The sequence below is a fragment of the Pseudomonas sp. S3_E10 genome, assembly GCF_054667615.1.
Map to the genome: position 1 here is coordinate 2,957,102 of NZ_CP162743.1, position 19,332 is coordinate 2,976,433.

Sequence of the window (19,332 nt, forward strand, 5' to 3'; positions counted from 1 at the left end):
ATCCACAGGAGCGTGGCAATGCGTTGGGCGACTTATTTCGCCGTGTTGACCTCGGTACTCAGCGTCGGCCTGGCGTTGGGTGTGAGCATGCCGCTGGTGTCCCTGCGCCTCGAAAGCTGGGGTTACGGCAGTTTCGCTATCGGTGTGATGGCGGCGATGCCGGCCTTTGGTGTGCTGTTGGGTGCCAAGGTTTCCAGTCGCCTGGCCTCCTGGCTCGGCACCGCCAACCTCATGCGTCTGTGCCTGTGGGGCGGTGCGGTGTCCATCGGGTTGTTGGCGATTCTGCCCAGCTACCCGGTATGGCTGGTGCTGCGGTTGATGATCGGGGTGATCCTCACCCTCGTGTTTATCCTTGGCGAAAGCTGGATCAACCAGTTGGTGGTGGAGCAGTGGCGTGGCCGACTGGTGGCGCTGTATGGCTGCAGTTATGCCTTGAGCCAGCTCTCGGGCCCCCTGCTGCTGGGTGTGATCGGCACCGATCATGACTACGGGTTCTGGGTCGGTGTGGGCCTGTTGCTGTTGGCCCCGCTGGCCTTGCTGGGTCGCACCGGCGCGCCCAGTGCGGAGTCGTTAAGCGTGACGTTCGCCGACCTCTGGCGCTTTTGCCTGAGTTTGCCGGCGATTGCCTGGGCGGTGGCGCTGTTCGCTGCGTTCGAGGCGATGATCCTGACGCTGTTGCCGGTGTATTGCCTGCAACAGGGCTTCACCGCCGAGATCGCCTTGGCGATGGTCAGCACGGTGGTGGTCGGCGATGCGCTGCTGCAATTGCCCATCGGTGCGCTGGCGGACTACCTGCCGCGCCGCACGTTGTTCCTGAGCTGTGCGGTGCTGTTGCTGGCGTCGAGCCTGGCGGTTCCGCTGTTGATGCACACGCTGCTGATCTGGCCGATATGGGTGCTGTTCGGCGCCAGCGCAGGCGGGTTATTTACCTTGTCGTTGATCCTGATCGGCGAGCGCTACCGTGACGATGCGCTGGTGCGCGCCAATGCCCACATTGCACAGCTGTGGGGCATCGGTTGCCTGATCGGCCCGCTGGTGGCGGGCGCCGGCAGCCAATGGATCAGCGGGCATGCATTGCCGTTTTTCATGGCGGCTGGGGCGCTGGGCCTAGTGCTGCTGTTGCTGCGCCAAGGGGCATTCGGCACCGCCCAGCCAGCCACGCCTTGAAATGCAATCAACTGTGGGAGGGGGCAAACCCCCTCCCACAGTTGATTCATTGTGTTTCTAAAGCATGCGCTCCAGGCCGACGGAAGTAGCGAACCAGGCATTGAACCTGCGCCACCAACTGCCCGGTTCGCGCGTGAGGGTATGCAACTGGCCGTTATCCTCGGTCACCCACACCACCTGGCCATCCTGCAATTTCGCCTCATAGCTCAGGGCTGGCGCCATGCCTTGCAGCGCCAGGTTGCGTACATGCTCCGCCAGCTCGGGGCTGTCGACCAGCACGCCGACTTCGGTGTTCCACAGCACCGAGCGTGGGTCGAAGTTGAAGGAGCCGATAAACGACTTGGTGCGATCAAAGATCATTGCCTTGCTGTGCAGGCTTGAATCCGAGCCCCGGAACGAACCGCGACGAAACAGGTGCGGCCCACTGCCGGCGCTGGGGTCGCCCGGCTGGCGGCGCAGTTCGTAGAGTTTTACCCCGTGCTCCAGCAGTGCCTTGCGATACGGCGCATAACCGCCGTGCACGGCCGGCACATCGGTGGCCTCCAGGGAATTGGTCAGCAGGCTCACCGACACGCCGGCGTCGGCGCGTCCCGTCAGATACACCAGCCCCGGCTGCCCCGGTACGAAATACGCCGAGATCATCATCAACTCGTGGTGGACGCCCTCAAGCTCCGGCCCCAGTTGGGTGGTCAGCAAAAGCTGCGGGTCCGGGTCGGCCTTGGCCAGCACCTTGCTCGGCGCATCCCACAGCGCCTGGTTCCAGGCCCAGATCAGCTCACGGCGCCAGATGTCCATGCGCGGCTGGGTCTGGTAGGTGCGCAAGCGGTTGTACAGCGCGTGATTCTGCTGGCGCGAGTCGGCCAGCGACGCTTGCAGGCGCACGCGTACAGCGGCCAGGTCGCCTTTTGAAGGGCGGCTTGAGACAAAGTCATCGATGGGTTTGCTCAGCGCGCTGTTCCAGTACTGATCGAAACTGTTCCCGAGTTGCTCGGCCACCGGCCCGACGCTGAGCATGTCGATATCGGTGAAGTTCAGGTTGGGCTCTGCGTCGAAATACTCATCTCCCAGGTTGCGCCCGCCGACGATGGCCACGCTGTTGTCCGCCAGCCACAGTTTGTTGTGCATGCGCCGGTGTTGCAGCGACAGGTTGAACAGGCGGCCCATCGCCCGCGTAACACCGGTGCTGCGCCCCAGGTGCAACGGGTTGAACAGGCGGATCTCGATCTTGGGGTGGGCGGCGAGGGTGGCGATGATCTGGTCGAGCCCGTCGCTGGTGGTGTCATCCAGCAGAATGCGCACGCGCACGCCACGATCGGCGGCCTTGAGCAGTTCATCCACGAGCATGCGCGTGCTGATGCCGTCGTGAACGATGTAGTACTGCAGGTCAAGGCTGGTCTGGGCGTTGCGGATCAGTTCGGCGCGGGCCATGAAGGCTTCGCTGCTGTTGGGCAACAGACGAAAGCCCGAGCGGCCCTGATAAGGCGCGGCCTGGGCCAGGATCGAGCGCCCGAACGAGGACTGAGCGGCCGGCAGCGCATCGCTGGGGATGCGCGGGGTACTCACGCCGGCACAGCCACCCAGCACCAGGGCTCCCAACAGGCAAAACGGTAATAGCCGTCGAATCATCAAGGGAGTCGCTTCCAGGTCAGGGCGGTTGTCGATATAGGACGGCTATTTCTCGCGAAAGGTCAGTCCGACGATTGCGCCAGCATTTTGCTCGCGGCGGCGCCTACCTTGCGCACGGCTTCTTCAATCTGCGGGGTAGGCTTGGCGCTGTAGTTCATGCGCAGGCAGTTGCGGTACTTGCCGGACGCCGAAAAGATACTGCCCACCGCCACCTGTACGCCTTGTTCTATGAGTATGCGGTTGAGCTTGAGGGTGTCGAAGCCGTCCGGCAGCTCTACCCACAGCATAAAGCTGCCTTGCGGCCGACTGGCGCGCGTGCCGGCGGGGAAGTAGCGGCTGACCCAATCGAGCATCAGGTCGCGATTACGCTGGTATTGGGTGCGCATTCGCCGCAAATGCGGTTCGAAATGGCCACCCTTGAGAAATTCGGCAATCGCGATCTGCGGCTGTGTGGCCGTCGAGCCGGTGCTGATGTATTTCATGTGCAGCACCCGTTCGAGGTAGCGCCCGGGGGCAACCCAGCCAATGCGCAGGCCCGGCGCCAGCGTTTTCGAAAATGAGCTGCACAGCAGCACGCGGCCATCTTCATCGAAAGATTTGATGGTGCGCGGGCGTGGGTAGCTGTAGGCCAATTCGCCGTATACATCGTCCTCTATGATCGCTACGTCAAAGCGCTGGGCCAAGGTCAGCAGCGCGCGTTTGCGCGCCTCCGGCATGATGTAGCCCAAGGGGTTGTTGCAGTTGGGGGTCAGCTGGATGACCTTGATCGGCCATTGTTCCAGGGCCAGCTCCAGAGCTTCCAGGCTGATGCCGGTAATCGGGTCGGTGGGGATTTCCAGAGCTTTCATACCCAGGCCCTTGAGGGTCTGCATGGCACCGTGAAAGCTGGGCGAATCCACGGCGACGATATCGCCGGGCTCACAGATGGCATGGATGCTGGCGGACAGCGCCTCATGGCAGCCGGTGGTGATGACGATGTCTTCGGCGGTCAGCTGGCAACCGGAATCCAATGACAGTCGGGCGATTTGCTCGCGCAGTTCCATACAGCCAAGAATATTGTCGTAATACAGCCCCGGCAGGTCCTGGCGACGGCTGACGCGCGCCAGGCTGCGCAGCAGCGGTTTGAGGGTGGGCGACAGTACATCCGGCATGCCGCGGCCCATCTGTATGACGTCTTTGCGCGGCACGGCGCGAATCAGTTCCAGCACCTGGTCCCACTGGGATATTTCCACCGGGCGTTGTGCCGGGCGGCCGACCTCAGGCAGGGCGGGCAGCTCACGGCCAACGGGCACGAAGTAGCCGGATTTCGGCTTGGGCATGGCCAGGCCGTTATCTTCCAGCAACCGATAGGCCTGCTGAACGGTGCTCAAGCTGACCCCATGTTCCACACTCAACGCCCGTACGGACGGAAGCCGGTCACCGGGGCGGTAGAAGCCCTGTTCGATGCGCGTGCCCAGCAATTCGGCGAGGTTGACGTAAAGCGTCATGGCGGTCGCTCCCAAGAGACCAATACAGATGCAGGGAAAATACAGGATTCAGCCGCCGTCAGGCAGTATCTGTATGGATTTAATAAAAATAGGTTGAATCTGTAATGCTCTGGCCCGTTCGCCCATGCTCGTCACTCAAGGCAACACACCACTGAGGGGCAGCAAAATGAACGGTATGAGCGATGTGCGGCTGGCGTTACACAGTCAGGAGCTGGAGGCGGGACAGGAGCGCGCGATGGCCGCGCCGGCGAATAGCCGTTGGAACCTGTTCTGGCACCGTCGGCACACGCGCAAGGCTCTGCTGACCCTGACCCGTGAGCAACTGCGTGACATCGGCTTGACCGCTGAGCAGGCACGCCAGGAAGGGGTTAAGCCTTTCTGGCGCAGTTGATCAGACCAGCTCTTTGAGGCGGTGCCAGAGCATCCCCAGGGCCAGCAGCGGCGAGCGCAGGTGCTTGCCGCCGGGGAAGGTAATGTGCGGCACTTGGGCAAACAGATCGAAACGCCCCTGCTGCTGGCCGCTGATGGCTTCGGCCAACAACTTGCCCGCCAGGTGCGTGGCGTTGAGACCATGGCCTGCGTAGGCCTGGGCGTAATACACGTTGGGCTGGTCGGCCAGGCGGCCGATCTGCGGCAGGCGGTTGGCGCCGATGCCGATCATGCCGCCCCATTGATAGTCGATCTTCGCGTCGGCCAGTTGTGGGAAAACGCGCAGCATTTTCGGTCGCATATAGGCGCCGATGTCCTGCGGGTCGCGGCCGGAGTAGTGGCAGGCGCCGCCAAATAACAGGCGGCGGTCGGCGGACAGGCGGAAATAATCCACCGTCACGCGCTGGTCACACACGGCCATGTTCTGCGGCAACAGGTTGGCGGCCTGCGCTTGGCTCAACGGCTCGGTCGCGATGATGTAACTGCCGGCGGGCAGTACTTTGCCGCTCAAGTGCGGGTTGAGGCGATTGAGGTAGGCGTTGCAGGCCAGCACCAGGGTCTTGGCGCGCACATGGCCGTGCGCGGTGTGCACCCTGACCTCAGGGCCATAGTCGATACGGGTGACTTCTGATTGCTCAAACAGCCGCACGCCCAATTGCCCGGCGGCAGCCGCTTCGCCGAGCGCCAGGTTCAGCGGGTGCAGATGGCCCGATCCCATATCAATCATGCCGCCCACGTAACGCTCGGAGCCGACCACGCTGCTCATCTCGCTGGCTTGCAACAGGCGCACCGCATGGCGATAGCCCAGGCTGCGCAGTTCTTCGGCGTCTTCGGCCAGGCCTTGCAGGTCGCGGGGCTTGTTGGCGAGGTCGCAGTAGCCCCAGGTCAGGTCGCAGGGAATCTGAAAGCGCTCGACGCGCTCGCGCACGATCTCCACGGCTTCCAGCCCCATCAGCTTCATCTGGCGTACGCCGTCGGTGCCGATCACGTTGGCGAACTGGTCCAGGCCGTGGCCGACGCCGCGAATCAGTTGGCCACCGTTACGCCCGCTGGCGCCCCAGGCGATCTTGCGCGCCTCCAGCAACACCACGCTGAAACCGCGCTCGGCCAGCTCCAGGGCGGTGTTGAGCCCGGAGAAACCACCGCCGACCACGCATACATCGGCAGTCACTTCACCGGTCAACGCCGGGTAATCCGGTTGCGGCACGCTGCTGGCGGCATAGTAGGACGCGGTGTGCCGGGCGCTGGCGGTCATGGGGACGCTCCCTGTTTGGAAAATTTGACGCAGGATACAGCGGTCGGACGACGCTGTCTGCGCGCGGCGTTTTGCGTCAGAATCCAGGTCTATTCGCCCTCCGGTACCTGTTTCGATGAGTTGCAACAGTCAGAAAATCAGCGCGCTGCGCCGTCAGATTCCTTCGTTCGAATGCGTACCCGGTTGCCACGACTGCTGTGGGCCGGTAACGACGTCGCCCGAGGAAATGTCACGCCTGCCGCGTAAGACCGCCGCCGAGCAGGACGCGGCGATGGATGAGCTGAACTGCGTGCACCTGGGGCCCGCCGGCTGCACCGTGTATGACGAGCGGCCGTTGATCTGTCGGTTGTTCGGCACCACCAAGACCTTGCCGTGCCCTAATGGGCGGCGACCGGTGGAGTTGATCCATCCACGGGTCGAAAAGCAGATTCATGAGTACATGGCCAGTACCCGGCAAGTGCTGGTGTAGCGGTCCAGTCAGTCCGGAATTGGCAGGTTCAGGCTCTCTTTGACTTCTTCCATCACGATATAACTCTTGGATTCGCGCACGTGGGGCAGCTTGAGCAGGATATCGCCCAGCAACTTGCGGTATGAGGCCATCTCGGAAATCCGCGCTTTCACCAGATAGTCGAAGTCGCCGGAGACCAGGTGGCACTCCAGCACATGGGGCAGTTTCAGCACGGCGCGGCGAAACTCCTCAAAGGTATCGCCGGACTTGTAATCCAGGCTGATCTCGACAAATACCAGCAAACTGCCTTTTAAATGCTGCGGATTGAGCCGCGCGTTGTAGCCCATGATGATCCCTTCGCGCTCCAACCGACGCACCCGCTCAGTGCAAGGCGTGGTCGACAGCCCGACCTTTTCCCCCAGTTCCGTGAACGAAATTCGCCCGTCGGTCTGCAGGATACGCAGGATGTTGCGGTCGATCTTGTCCAGCTCCCGCTTGGTCTGGGTGTTGGTACGCATAGGGGATACGCCTCTGTAAAAAGGGTTTTTGCCGAGAATTGTCGCCAAATATAGGCATTTATATAGTGAAATGCACTGGCGATTGCTTTTTATACTGCGCTCATCATTGCTCGAAACAACACACGTCAGCGGCCAGGCCGCGATGAGGATATAAAAATGCGCGTTCTGGTCTTGGGTAGCGGCGTCATTGGTGTGACCAGTGCCTACTATTTGGCTCGGGCCGGTTTTGAGGTCGTGGTAGTCGACCGCCAGCCCGCCGCCGCCATGGAAACCAGTTTCGCCAATGCCGGCCAAGTGTCTCCCGGCTATGCCTCGCCCTGGGCCGCGCCGGGTGTGCCGCTCAAGGCCATCAAGTGGTTGCTGCAACGCCACGCGCCGCTGGCGATCAAGGCCACCGCCGATATCGATCAATACCTGTGGATGGCGCAGATGTTGCGCAACTGCACGGCCAGTCGCTATGCCGTGAACAAGGAGCGCATGGTGCGCTTGTCCGAGTACAGCCGCGACTGCCTCGATGAATTGCGCGCCGAGACCGGCATTGCCTACGAAGGCCGTAGCCTCGGGACTACCCAGTTGTTCCGCACCCAAGCCCAATTGGATGGCGCCGCCAAGGATATCGCGGTGTTGAAAGAGTCCGGTGTGCCGTTCGAACTGCTCGACCGCGCCGGCATTGCCCGCGTTGAGCCGGCCCTGGCCAGCGTCACCGATATCCTCGCCGGTGCCCTGCGCCTGCCTAACGACCAGACCGGCGACTGCCAGATGTTCACCACACGCCTGGCCGAGATGTGCAAACAGCTGGGTGTGGAGTTCCGCTTCGAACAGGACATCCAACGCCTTGACCAGGCCGGTGATCGCATCAACGGCGTGTGGATCGACGGCAAGCTGCAAACTGCCGACCGCTACGTGCTGGCCCTGGGTAGCTACTCGCCAAAACTGCTCAAGCCGCTGGGGATCAAGGCACCGGTGTACCCGCTCAAGGGCTACTCGCTGACCGTGCCGATCACCAACCCGGCGATGGCGCCGACGTCGACCATCCTCGATGAAACCTACAAGGTCGCGATTACCCGTTTCGATAACCGCATTCGCGTGGGTGGCATGGCTGAAATAGCCGGTTTTGACCTGTCGCTTAACCCTCGTCGACGTGAAACCCTGGAGATGATCGTCAACGACCTTTATCCTCAGGGCGGCGATTTGGCCGAGGCCAGTTTCTGGACCGGCCTGCGTCCGACCACACCCGACGGCACACCCATTGTCGGTGCCACACCGTTCAGGAACCTGTTCCTCAATACCGGCCATGGCACCCTCGGTTGGACCATGGCGTGCGGTTCCGGTCGCTTGCTGGCCGACCTGATGGCCAGGAAAACCCCGCAGATCAGCGCCGCAGGCCTCGATATTTCCCGTTACGGCAACCACCAGGAGTCCGCAAAACATGTCAATCCAGCGCCAGCTCACCAATGAGCGCATGAGCCAGATCGTTGTCCACAGCGGTACCGTGTATCTGGCAGGGCAGGTCGGCGACGACATGAGCGCCGGGATTGAACAGCAAACCCGTGAGACCCTGGCCAATATCGAGCGTTTGCTGGGCTTGGCCGGGACCGACAAGAGCCGGTTGCTGTCGGTGACGATCTACCTGAAAGACATTGACGCCGATTTCGCCGGCATGAACGCGGTGTGGGACACGTGGTTGCCTAAAGGCGTCGCCCCGGCCCGTGCCACGGTTGAAGCCAAATTGTGCGAGCCGCAAATCCTCGTAGAGCTGTCCGTCGTGGCCGCGCTGCCTTAAACACGATCCCTCTTACGGTGCCGATGCTGTCTGTCGGTACCGTTTTTTTTCACTCCGCTGCCTAGAAGCCTGCCGCCATGCGTCCAGCCCGTGCCCTGATCGACCTCCAAGCCCTGCGCCACAACTACCAATTGGCCCGTGAAGTCACCGGGGCCAAGGCCCTTGCCGTGATCAAGGCCGATGCCTACGGCCATGGCGCCGTGCGCGTGGCCCAGGCGCTGGAAGCCGAGGCCGATGGGTTCGCCGTGGCATGCATCGAAGAGGCGTTGGAGCTGCGCGCCGCTGGCATTCGCGCGCCAGTGTTGCTGCTGGAAGGTTTTTTTGAAGCGGATGAGCTGGGGCTGATCGTCGAGCATGATTTTTGGTGCGTGGTGCATTCGCTGTGGCAACTGGATGCGATCGAACAGGCCACGCTGAGCAAGCCCTTGACTATTTGGCTCAAGCTGGACTCGGGCATGCATCGCGTGGGCCTGCATCCCAAGGATTACCACGCGGCTTATCAGCGCCTGCTGGCCAGCGGTAAAGTCGCGAAGATTGTGCTGATGAGTCACTTTGCCCGCGCCGATGAGCTTGATTGCGCCAGCAGCACCGAACAAGTGGCGGTGTTTGAAGCGGCGCGCCAGGGCCTGGCGGCCGAAGTCAGCCTGCGCAATTCACCCGCGGTATTGGGCTGGCCAAATGTGCTCAGCGACTGGGTACGCCCGGGCATCATGCTGTACGGCGCCACCCCATTTGGTGAAAACCAGGCTCTGGCCGCGCGCTTGCAACCGGTGATGACCCTGGAATCGAAAGTGATCTGTGTGCGCGAACTGCCGGCTGGCGAGCCGGTGGGCTACGGCGCCCGGTTCGTTACGCCCAAGCCGATGCGTATCGGCGTGGTTGCCTTGGGCTACGCAGACGGCTATCCGCGTCACGCGCCCACGGGTACGCCGGTGCTGGTGGCCGGGCAGCGCAGCCAGTTGCTGGGGCGTGTGTCCATGGACATGCTGTGTATCGACCTGACGGATGTGCCTCAGGCTGGCCTTGGCTCCACGGTAGAGCTGTGGGGCAAAAATATCCTCGCCAGCGACGTCGCGGTGGCCGCTGACACCATCCCCTACCAGATCTTCTGCAACCTGCGCCGGGTGCCAAGGCTCTATTCCGGCGCTTGACCGCCGCGCACGAACACAGCTGCCTGGGATTTAGGCCCAAGTGTTGTAAATACTGAACGCTGTCGCCATGATAACGGCCAATTACAACAACGCCTGAATCCTAGGAGGCTCCCGCATTGGACGTCGGCGAACGACTGCAATCCATCCGTAAGCTGAAGGGTCTTTCCCAGCGTGAACTCGCCAAGCGTGCGGGTGTCACCAACAGCACCATTTCGATGATCGAAAAAAACAGTGTCAGCCCCTCGATCAGCTCCTTGCGCAAGGTGCTGGGCGGCATCCCCATGTCGATGGTCGAGTTCTTTTCCGAGGAGATCCTCCAGGAAATTCCGACGCAGATCGTCTATAAAGCCAATGAGCTGATCGACATCTCCGACGGCGCGGTGACCATGAAATTGGTAGGTCGGGCGCACCCTAGCCGGGCCATCGCGTTTCTCAACGAAATCTACCCGCCGGGCGCTGATACCGGCGAAGAAATGCTCACCCACGAAGGCGAGGAAACCGGGATTCTGGTGGAGGGCCGTTTGGAGTTGGTGGTCGGTCTTGAAACTTTTGTGCTCGAAGCCGGCGATAGCTACTACTTTGAAAGTACCAAGCCCCATCGTTTTCGCAATCCGTTCGACGTACCGGCGCGGCTAATCAGCGCAGCCACACCCGCGAACTTTTAAGAATAGAGGCGTCCTGCCAGCGTTGCAGAGGCTCCCGCAGCAGTATTCCGCGAGACTGAATCTCCCTTTATTTAATAGGGTTGTTTCGGCCAGGCGGGCTAACCGTTATACTTTCGCCGCCTGCGAAACCGTGGCCGCAGGCGTGAATAGCCACCATTGAGGGTGAACGCGTGAACCTAATTATGAAAATGCTGGCTGCACCAGCAACCGTACTGGCCCTATGGGCTGTCAGCGCTCAAGCTGCGACCAATGATGAAATTGCCAAACGCCTGGAGCCTGTCGGCCAGGTTTGCGTCCAGGGCCAGGAGTGCAAGGGCATGGAAGTCGCCGTTGCAGCGGGCGGTGGCGGCGCGAAAACGCCGGACGAGATCATCGCCAAACACTGCAATGCTTGCCACGGCACTGGCCTGCTGGGCGCGCCGAAAATCGGCGACAAAGCCGCCTGGAAAGAGCGCGCCGACCACCAGGGCGGTCTCGACGGCATCCTGGCCAAGGCGATCACCGGGATCAACGCCATGCCGCCCAAAGGCACCTGCGCGGATTGCTCGGATGACGACCTCAAAGGCGCTATCAAGCAGATGTCTGGGTTGTAATCAGTCAATCTTCGCCAAAAATGCCGCTTACGAGCGGCTTTTTTGTACCTGTCATTCAGGTTTTGCGCTGTTCATTGCAGCAAAGACCCGGCAAGCTCGGTCGAACCCCTATTCATGGAATGTTCGGGAGCAGTCGGATGGTGCAGTTGTGTTCAATCGAGCAAGCAGTTGACGACGTACTGGCGCGCTTGCCGGCGCATATCCACATGGGCATGCCGCTGGGCCTGGGTAAGCCCAACCTGTTCGTCAACGCGCTGTACCGGCGAATCGCCCAACTGCCGGAGCGCGCGCTTACGATTTACACCGCCCTGAGCCTTGGCCGGCCAACCCTGGGTGACGGGTTGCAGAAGCGCTTTCTCGAACCCTTCATCGAGCGGGTGTTCGGTGACTATCCCGAGCTGGATTTCCTCGCCGACCTGCATAAAGACAGCCTTCCAAACAACATCCACGTACGGCAGTTCTTCATGCAGCCCGGCAGTTTGCTGCACAGCACGTCGGCCCAGCAGGATTACGTCAGCAGTAACTACAGCCACGCCGCCCGCGATATCAATGCCGCTGGCTTGAATCTGGTTGCACAATTGGTGGCCAGCAGCGCCGAGCATCCGGACCGCCTGAGCCTGAGCTGCAACCCCGATATCAGCCTTGACCTGCTGCCGATGATCGAAAAGCGCCGCGACGCGGGCGAAACCATTTTGATCGTCGGCCAGGTCCACACCGACTTGCCCTACATGCCTGGCGATTCCGAATTGGGCATGGATGCGTTCGACTACCTGATCGATGCCAAGGACAGCACCACGCTGTTTTCCACGCCGAATATGCCGGTGGGGTTCCAGGATCATTTCATCGGCCTGCACGCCAGCACCCTGGTGCGTGATGGCGGCACCTTGCAGATAGGCATCGGTTCCATGGGGGATGCGCTGACCGCCGCCTTGCTCGCGCGCCAGGCTGACAACGAAGCCTACCGCCTGCTGCTGACGGACCTTGATGTGTACCAGTGGGCGCCGCTGATCAGCCGTGAAGGAGGTGTCGATCCCTTCGCCCGTGGCCTCTACGGCTGCAGCGAGATGTTCGTCAACGGCCTGCTGGTGCTGGCGGATGCGGGGATTGTGCGACGCAAGGTTTATCCGGATGTGGCGACTCAGGAGCAGGCCAACGCCGGCTTGCTGGACGATGCGGCGCAGCCCGATGGGGTGTCGATACACGGTGGTTTCTTCCTGGGCCCCCGCAGTTTTTACCAGCGCTTGCAGGAAATGACCCACGCCAAGCGCCTGCAATTCAACATGACCCGCATCAGCTACATCAACGAGCTGTACGGTCAGGAAGAACTCAAGCGTTTGCAGCGCCAGGATGCGCGGTTTATCAACAGCGCAATCATGGTGACCTTGCTCGGCGCGGGCGTCGCGGACCAGTTGGAAGACGGTCGCGTACTCAGCGGCGTGGGCGGGCAATACAATTTTGTTGCCCAGGGCCATGCATTGGACGGTGCGCGCTCGATCCTGATCTTGCGCAGCTGGCGCGAGTCGGCGGGGGAGGTCAGTTCCAATATCGTCTGGGACTACGGCCACTGCACCATCCCCCGGCACCTGCGGGATATCGTGATCACCGAGTACGGAATTGCCGACTTGCGGGGGCAGACGGACGCCAAGGTGATCGAAGCACTGCTTACTATCAGCGACTCACGCTTCCAGGCCGACTTGATCGAGCAGGCGCAAAAGGCCGGCAAGTTACCCAGGGGCTTTCAGTTGGATCCACGTTTTGCCGACAACACGCCGGAGCGCCTCAAAGGCATTCAGGCGCGGCATAAACGCTTGTTCCCGGAGTACCCGTTGGGCAGTGATTTCACCAATGAAGAGCGGGACTTGTTACGGGCGCTGAACTGGCTCAAGAGTAAGTTCAAGCTGACGGAGGTGCTTGAGCTGGGCAAGGCCGCGCTGGATGCTCCGGAGCCGGAGGCGTTTCCCAGGCATCTGGAGCGGATGCGGCTGGATAGGCCGGAGGGGCTGAAAGAGGATCTCTATCAGCGCTTGTTGCTGGCGGGCTTACAAGCAACCGCGCACTGAAAACCAATATAAAACCAAATGTGGAAGGGGGCTTGCCCCGATAGCAGTGGGTCAGCCAATACATTTGGTGACTGATACACCGCTATCGGGAGCAAGCCCCCTCCTACATTTCAAGCGGTGTTGCCTCAGATAAAGGTGACAACCCCACCTGCCAGCGACTTCACCCGCGCCAGCGACTCAACCCGATAGCCCTGCGCATCCAGCTCCGCACGGCCACCCTGGAACGACTTCTCGATCACGATCCCCAGGCCCGCAACGGTCGCGCCGGCCTGCTTGATGATCGAAATCAGCGCCTGGGACGCCTTGCCGTTGGCCAAAAAGTCATCGATCACCAACACGCGGTCGCTGCTGGTCAGATGACGCGGCGAGATCGCCACGGTGCTCTCGGTTTTCTTGGTGAAGGAATACACCGTCGCCGACAGCAGGTTTTCGGTCAGGGTCAGCGACTGCTGCTTGCGCGCAAAAATCACCGGTACGCCCAGGTTCAGGCCGGTCATGATCGCCGGGGCGATACCCGAGGCTTCGATGGTGACGATCTTGGTGATGCCCGAATCCTTGAACAGCGCGGCGAATTCGTCGCCGATTAGTTTCATCAGCGCCGGGTCGATCTGGTGGTTCAAAAAGGCGTCGACCTTGAGTACCTGATCGGAAAGCACGATGCCTTCTTCGCGAATTTTCTTGTGCAGTGCTTCCACGGAAAGCTTCCTCTAATGGCGCGGTGCGCGCCGAAAGTAGATTAAAAAGTAGTCGATTCTAGCGCTTTAGCATTGCGCGTATATCCGCCAGGGCGGTATTGCCGCGAACGGCCTTCACCTCGGTCGGGGTGTCGTCATTGCCTTCCCAGGCCAAGTCATCCGGCGGTAGTTCGTCGAGGAACCGGCTGGGGGCACAATCGATGATTTCGCCGTATTGCTTGCGCTTGGCGGCAAAGGTGAAGGCCAGGGTCTGACGTGCGCGGGTAATGCCCACGTAGGCCAGGCGCCGTTCCTCTTCGATGGTGTCGGCTTCAATACTGGAGCGGTGCGGGAGGATTTCTTCTTCCATGCCCATGATGAACACGTAGGGAAATTCCAGACCCTTGGAGGCATGCAAGGTCATCATCTGCACACCTTCGGCGCCGTCTTCCTCTTCTTGCTGGCGCTCAAGCATGTCGCGCAGCACCAGCTTGCCGATGGCGTCCTCGACGGTCATTTCGCCGTCTTCGTCTTTTTCCAGGGTGTTCTTCAGCGCTTCGATCAGGAACCAGACGTTGCCCATGCGGTAATCCGCGGCCTTGTCGCTGGAGCTGTTGGTGCGCAGCCAGTTCTCATAGTCAATGTCCATGACCATGCTGCGCAGGGCGCTGATCGGGTCTTCCCCGGCGCATTGCTCGCGCACCTTGTCCATAAAACGCTTGAAGCGCGACAGACGATCGGTGAAGCGTGTGTCCAGGTGTTCGCCCAGGCCGATTTCATCGGTTGCGGCGTACATCGAGATCTTGCGCTCGGTGGCGTAGTTGCCGAGTTTTTCCAGCGTCGTCGAACCGATCTCCCGACGTGGGACGTTGATCACCCGCAGGAAGGCGTTGTCGTCGTCCGGGTTCACGATCAACCGGAAGTAGGCCATCAGGTCTTTTACTTCCTGGCGTCCGAAAAAACTGTTGCCGCCCGACAGGCGATACGGCACCTGGTGGTGCTGCAATTTCAGCTCGATCAGCTTGGCCTGGTAGTTGCCGCGATACAGGATCGCAAAGTCGCTGTAGGGCCGGTCGGTACGCAAGTGCAGGCTGAGGATTTCCACGGCCACGCGCTCGGCTTCGGCGTCTTCGTTGCGGCAACGGATCACGCGGATCTCATCGCCATGGCCCATCTCGCTCCACAGCTGTTTTTCAAACTCGTGGGGGTTGTTGGAGATCAACACGTTGGCGCAACGCAGGATGCGGCTGGTAGAGCGGTAGTTCTGCTCCAGCATCACCACTTTCAGGGACGGGTAGTCGACCTTGAGCAGCATCAGGTTTTCCGGGCGGGCGCCGCGCCAGGCGTAGATCGATTGGTCATCGTCGCCCACCACGGTGAACTGGTTGCGCGTGCCGATCAGTAGCTTCACCAGCAAATACTGGCTGGCGTTGGTGTCCTGGTATTCGTCCACCAGCAGGTAGCGCACCTTGTTCTGCCACTTTTCAAGGATGTCGGCGTGTTCCTGGAACAGCTTGACCGGTTGCAGGATCAGGTCATCGAAGTCCACCGCGTTGAACGCCTTCAGCGTGCGTTGATAGTGGGTGTAGACGATGGCGGCGGTCTGTTCCTTGGGGTTGCGTGCGTTTTCCAGGGCTTGGGCGGGCAGGATCAGGTCGTTCTTCCAGGCGCCGATCATGTTCTTGATCTCGTCAACGCCGTCGTCGCCCGCGTATTCCTTCTGCATGATGTCGGTCATCAGGGCTTTGACGTCGGTCTCGTCAAAAATCGAGAAACCCGGCTTGTAGCCCAGCCGCGCATGCTCCTTGCGGATGATGTTCAGGCCCAGGTTGTGGAACGTACACACGGTCAGGCCCCGACCCTCGCCACCCTTGAGCAGGGTGCCGACACGCTCTTTCATCTCGCGCGCGGCCTTGTTGGTAAAGGTCATGGCGACGATGTACTGCGCGCGGATGCCGCAGTTCTGGATCAGGTGCGCGATCTTGCGGGTGATCACGCTGGTCTTGCCGGAGCCTGCGCCGGCGAGCACCAATAGAGGGCCGCCGACATAGTTCACGGCTTCTTGCTGCCGGGGATTGAGTCGGGACATACAGAGTTCAGGGAGTCGTTGTTCAAAAGGGCGGGCATTTTAACAGGCTGGCGAGATTCTGCTGCTCTGGATCGACGGTGTGACGTACCACTCGATCTAAATTTGCCGCTTTTGCTACTTTGCCGCAGGATGTATTAGTTTTTAAGACAATTGCTTACAGCCTGCGTATTTGATAGCCCCTGTCATTGGTGATTGTCAGGTCGCACGTCATAATGCCCGCCGCCAACGAATTTTTGCAGAGTCTAGGGAGCTAGCTTGTCTACGCCTGTCGAACCCTTGCGTTTGCTGCTATTGGCCGATGCGCCTGAGTGGGCAGCTTTGTTGCGCGAGTGCCTGGCGCCGATGGGCGAAGGGGCTGTGCTGATCAGCGCACCCAACTGGGACTCGGTGAGTCGTCTGTTCGATGACGACCAAAGCGCCGTGCTATTGACCACGCCCAGCCTGCAGCCCGGGCCTGGCCGTTGCAGCCTGCCGTGCGTGTTGCTGCTGGAAGAGGAGCCGTTGGTAGCGCCGTTGGGCGTCAGTGATTGGCTGATCCATGATGGATTGGACGCCGACACTGTGCGCCGTTGCCTGCGCCATGTGCGCGAGCGTGGTGTGCTGGAAAACACCCTGCAGCGCCTGGCCGAGCAAGACCCGCTCACCGGTATCGCCAACCGCCAGGGTTTCCAGACCCTACTGGCCGCGCGGCTGGCCGAGAACGAAGGTCGCGGCCTGGCCCTCGGTCACCTGGACCTCGACAATTTCCGTCACGCCAACGACGCCCTCGGCCACCAGGCCGGCGACCGGTTGATCCTGCAGGTGGTCTCGCGGCTCAAGAACCAGCTTGAGGTCGGCGACCAACTGGCCCGCCTGGGCAGCGATGAATTTGCGCTGTTGATCGACACCCGCCGTGCGCCCCAGCGCGCCGAATGGATGGCCGAGCGCATTACCGAAGCGATGGCCGAACCTTACTGGGTAGATGGCGAAAGCCTGCTGATCGGTTGCAGCCTGGGCGTGGCGCATGCCCGTGCGCGCGCCGGCGCCGACCCGCTGATGTGGCACGCCCATATCGCCATGCAGCAAGCCAAAAGCACTCAGGGCTGCACCTTTCATATCTTCAACGAACGCATCAACCGCAATGCGCGCAGCCTGGCCGACCTGGAAAGTGAACTGCGCCGTGCCCTGCGTCGCGATGAGTTGGAGTTGCATTACCAGCCACGCCTGGATCTGGACGATGGGCATATCGTCGGCCTTGAGGCCCTGGTGCGCTGGCGCCACGGCGAACGCGGCCTGTTGCCCCCCAGCGAATTCGTGCCCCTGGCCGAACAGAGCGGCCTGATCGTACCGCTGGGCTACTGGGTGATCTCCCGGGCCCTGCGCGACATGCAAGACCTGCGCGAACGCGGCCTGCCGCCGCTGCACATGGCGGTCAACCTGTCGTTCCGCCAGTTCCAGGACAGCCAGTTGCTCTCCACGCTCAGCCGGCTGATCAGCGAGCGCGGCGTGGAGGCGCAGTGGTTGGAGTTCGAGCTGACCGAAACCGCCGTGATGCGCCGCAGTGACCTGGTCAAGCAGACCATGGATGCCCTCGGTCGCCTGGGTGTGCGGTTTTCCCTGGATGACTTCGGCACCGGTTTCTCATCGTTCGTGCACCTCAATAGCTTGCCGATCGCCTTGTTGAAGATCGACAAGAGCTTTGTCGGCGGCATGGAAGAGCGCGAAGAGAACCGCAAGCTGGTACACGCGATGATCAACCTGGCACACAATCTCAACCTGGAAGTGGTGGCCGAAGGCGTGGAAACCCCGGAGCAACTCGCGTTGCTGAGGCTGTTTGGCTGCGACCAGGCCCAGGGTTACCTGATCAGCAAACCGTTGCCGCTGCCGGAGTTGGTGGAGTACTTGAAGTTCGACAAGGGCCAGCAGGCGTTACTGGGTTGAGCTGTAAACCCAACCCAAGTGACCGAGCTAGTCAGGTTGCATGGCTGGGAATTTCGCGTGTACTTGCGGTTCCTGGCGAATCATTCGCTTCATCTTCGCTTCAAACGCCCAAGTCAGGCTGACCGCTGCACACGCCAGGCCCAACGCCAAACCCCACCACACACCGGTCGGCCCCCAGCCCAGGGTGAAGGCCATCAGCCAGGCCGAAGGCGCGCCGATCAGCCAGTAGCATCCCAAGCCCACCAGAAAGGTGGTCTTGGCATCCTTGAGCCCTCGGATGCAGCCCATGGCGATGGTCTGCACGCCATCGAACAGCTCGAACCAGGCCGCGACGGCCAACAGGCTGACTGCCAGCACGATCACGTCGTGGAACGCCGGGTCGTCATGGTCGAGGAAGAGCCCGATCAAAGGGTCGGAAAACAGCCACAGCACGGCGGCAAATCCCAACATCACCGCCGCGCCAAAACTGATCCCCACTCGCCCCGCCATGCGCGCTTGCAGCAATTGCCCGGCCCCATAGTGCTGGCCGATGCGCATGGTCACCGCGTAGGACATGCCGGCCGGAACCATGAACGCCACCGAGACAATTTGCAGGGCGATCTGATGCGCCGCCAACTGCGTACTGCCCATGGTACCCATGCACAGCGCGGCAAAGGCGAACAACCCGACCTCCACCGCGTAGGTGCCGCCAATCGGCAGGCCCAGGCGCCACAATTCGCGCAGATAGTGGGTGTTGAGGCGCAGCAGGCCGTTGCTCAGCGGGTAGGCAGCGTAGGCGCGGTTGCTGCGGATGTACCACATCAGCGCCAGCGCCATGCCATTGGCGACGATGGCGGTGACCAGGCCGATGCCCATCAAGCCGAGTTTCGGCAGGCCGAACATGCCTTCGATCAGCGCGTGATTGAGCAGGTAGTTGAGCACCGTGCCGCCGAGGCTGATCACCATCACCGGGGTGGCCTTGCCGATGGCACTGGTGAAGCCGCGCAAAGCCATGAAGCTCAGGTAGCCGGGCAAGGCGAACGGCAGCACCGTGAGGAACTGTCCCGCCGACTGCACGTTGGTTTCGGTCTGGCCGAACATCAGCAGCACCGGTTTGAGGTTCCATAGCAGCAAGGCCGCCGCCAGGGCCATCAGCCAGGCAAGCCAGAGCCCGGCCTGGGTCAGGCGGGTGGCGCCTTCGATATCGCCGGCGCCGTGACGGATAGCGACCAGCGTCCCCACGGCAGCAATCACGCCGATGCAGAAGATCGACACGAACGAATAACTCGCCGCGCCCAGGCCGCCGCCAGCCAGGGCTTCCGGGCTCAGGCGCGCCATCATCAAGGTGTCTGTCAGCACCATCAACATGTGCGCCAACTGCGAGGCAATCAGCGGCCCTGACAGCCGCAGAATGGCCCAGAGTTCGGTACGTGCCGGATGCTGCATGATCATCACGCTCAACAAATCAGAGGGTTGGGAGAGGGTTGA

At 61.4% G+C, this 19,332-nt stretch carries 17 protein-coding genes; 10 read left to right on the forward strand and 7 right to left on the reverse strand.

Annotation, left to right across the window (positions count from 1 at the left end):
* Positions 1-18: 18 nt before the first annotated feature.
* Positions 19-1,167 (forward strand): MFS transporter, encoded by a 1,149-nt coding sequence (locus AB4N98_RS13345; RefSeq protein WP_460149508.1) that lies wholly within the window; start codon positions 19-21, stop codon positions 1,165-1,167.
* Between the two features lie 57 nt (positions 1,168-1,224).
* Here AB4N98_RS13345 and AB4N98_RS13350 read toward each other — a convergent pair whose 3' ends face one another.
* Together AB4N98_RS13350 and AB4N98_RS13355 are read right to left on the reverse strand one after the other, a co-directional pair.
* On the reverse strand, positions 1,225-2,793 hold the full coding sequence (locus AB4N98_RS13350; RefSeq protein WP_460149545.1) for a phospholipase D family protein: 1,569 nt from the start codon (positions 2,791-2,793) through the stop codon (positions 1,225-1,227).
* A gap of 62 nt (positions 2,794-2,855) precedes the next feature.
* Positions 2,856-4,280 (reverse strand): aminotransferase-like domain-containing protein, encoded by a 1,425-nt coding sequence (locus AB4N98_RS13355; protein WP_017526825.1) that lies wholly within the window; start codon positions 4,278-4,280, stop codon positions 2,856-2,858.
* Positions 4,281-4,446: 166 nt separating this feature from the next.
* On the opposite strand from AB4N98_RS13355, the gene AB4N98_RS13360 reads away from it, so the two are divergent.
* The gene (locus AB4N98_RS13360; RefSeq protein WP_026067179.1) at positions 4,447-4,671 is read left to right on the forward strand and encodes a DUF1127 domain-containing protein; all 225 of its coding nucleotides are present in this window, start codon (positions 4,447-4,449) and stop codon (positions 4,669-4,671) included.
* Here the strand turns inward: AB4N98_RS13360 and AB4N98_RS13365 are convergent, their stop codons facing one another.
* Positions 4,672-5,964 carry an NAD(P)/FAD-dependent oxidoreductase gene (locus AB4N98_RS13365; RefSeq protein WP_017526827.1) on the reverse strand — a complete coding sequence of 431 codons (1,293 nt, stop codon included), beginning with the start codon at positions 5,962-5,964 and terminating at the stop codon, positions 4,672-4,674.
* A gap of 115 nt (positions 5,965-6,079) precedes the next feature.
* On the opposite strand from AB4N98_RS13365, the gene AB4N98_RS13370 reads away from it, so the two are divergent.
* Entirely contained in the window at positions 6,080-6,433 is a 354-nt protein-coding gene (locus AB4N98_RS13370) for a YkgJ family cysteine cluster protein (RefSeq protein ID WP_017526828.1), read from the forward strand.
* Positions 6,434-6,441: 8 nt separating this feature from the next.
* Here AB4N98_RS13370 and AB4N98_RS13375 read toward each other — a convergent pair whose 3' ends face one another.
* The gene (locus AB4N98_RS13375) at positions 6,442-6,930 is read right to left on the reverse strand and encodes an Lrp/AsnC ligand binding domain-containing protein (RefSeq protein ID WP_003176896.1); all 489 of its coding nucleotides are present in this window, start codon (positions 6,928-6,930) and stop codon (positions 6,442-6,444) included.
* Between the two features lie 156 nt (positions 6,931-7,086).
* Between AB4N98_RS13375 and dadA the strand changes: the two genes are divergently transcribed.
* From dadA to AB4N98_RS13405, 6 genes are all read left to right on the forward strand, one after another.
* A complete protein-coding gene (gene dadA / locus AB4N98_RS13380; RefSeq protein WP_460149509.1) occupies positions 7,087-8,388 on the forward strand; it encodes a D-amino acid dehydrogenase in 1,302 nt (433 codons plus the stop codon).
* Positions 8,360-8,713 carry a RidA family protein gene (locus tag AB4N98_RS13385; protein WP_460149510.1) on the forward strand — a complete coding sequence of 118 codons (354 nt, stop codon included), beginning with the start codon at positions 8,360-8,362 and terminating at the stop codon, positions 8,711-8,713. The genes dadA and AB4N98_RS13385 overlap by 29 nt, the downstream gene beginning before the upstream one ends.
* 77 nt (positions 8,714-8,790) lie before the next feature.
* Entirely contained in the window at positions 8,791-9,864 is a 1,074-nt protein-coding gene (gene alr, locus AB4N98_RS13390; protein WP_065879258.1) for an alanine racemase, read from the forward strand.
* Positions 9,865-9,980: 116 nt separating this feature from the next.
* Positions 9,981-10,529: a cupin domain-containing protein gene (locus AB4N98_RS13395; RefSeq protein WP_003176893.1), complete on the forward strand. Its 549-nt coding sequence runs from the start codon at positions 9,981-9,983 to the stop codon at positions 10,527-10,529.
* A gap of 182 nt (positions 10,530-10,711) precedes the next feature.
* Positions 10,712-11,122, forward strand: a complete 411-nt coding sequence (locus tag AB4N98_RS13400; RefSeq protein WP_017526832.1) for a c-type cytochrome — start codon at positions 10,712-10,714, stop codon at positions 11,120-11,122.
* Positions 11,123-11,259: 137 nt separating this feature from the next.
* Complete coding sequence (locus AB4N98_RS13405; RefSeq protein ID WP_017526833.1) at positions 11,260-13,182, forward strand: acetyl-CoA hydrolase/transferase C-terminal domain-containing protein; 1,923 nt, start codon at positions 11,260-11,262, stop codon at positions 13,180-13,182.
* Between the two features lie 125 nt (positions 13,183-13,307).
* On the opposite strand, the gene AB4N98_RS13410 is transcribed toward AB4N98_RS13405, so the two are convergent.
* Both AB4N98_RS13410 and rep read right to left on the reverse strand, forming a co-directional pair.
* Positions 13,308-13,877, reverse strand: coding sequence for a xanthine phosphoribosyltransferase (locus tag AB4N98_RS13410; RefSeq protein WP_003176890.1), 570 nt, complete (start codon positions 13,875-13,877; stop codon positions 13,308-13,310).
* Between the two features lie 58 nt (positions 13,878-13,935).
* Positions 13,936-15,945 (reverse strand): DNA helicase Rep, encoded by a 2,010-nt coding sequence (gene rep / locus AB4N98_RS13415; protein WP_017526834.1) that lies wholly within the window; start codon positions 15,943-15,945, stop codon positions 13,936-13,938.
* Positions 15,946-16,200: 255 nt separating this feature from the next.
* On the opposite strand from rep, the gene AB4N98_RS13420 reads away from it, so the two are divergent.
* Positions 16,201-17,865: a putative bifunctional diguanylate cyclase/phosphodiesterase gene (locus AB4N98_RS13420; RefSeq protein ID WP_017526835.1), complete on the forward strand. Its 1,665-nt coding sequence runs from the start codon at positions 16,201-16,203 to the stop codon at positions 17,863-17,865.
* 27 nt (positions 17,866-17,892) lie between these two features.
* Here AB4N98_RS13420 and AB4N98_RS13425 read toward each other — a convergent pair whose 3' ends face one another.
* Positions 17,893-19,296 carry a NorM family multidrug efflux MATE transporter gene (locus tag AB4N98_RS13425; RefSeq protein WP_065879261.1) on the reverse strand — a complete coding sequence of 468 codons (1,404 nt, stop codon included), beginning with the start codon at positions 19,294-19,296 and terminating at the stop codon, positions 17,893-17,895.
* Between the last annotated feature and the right edge of the window lie 36 nt (positions 19,297-19,332).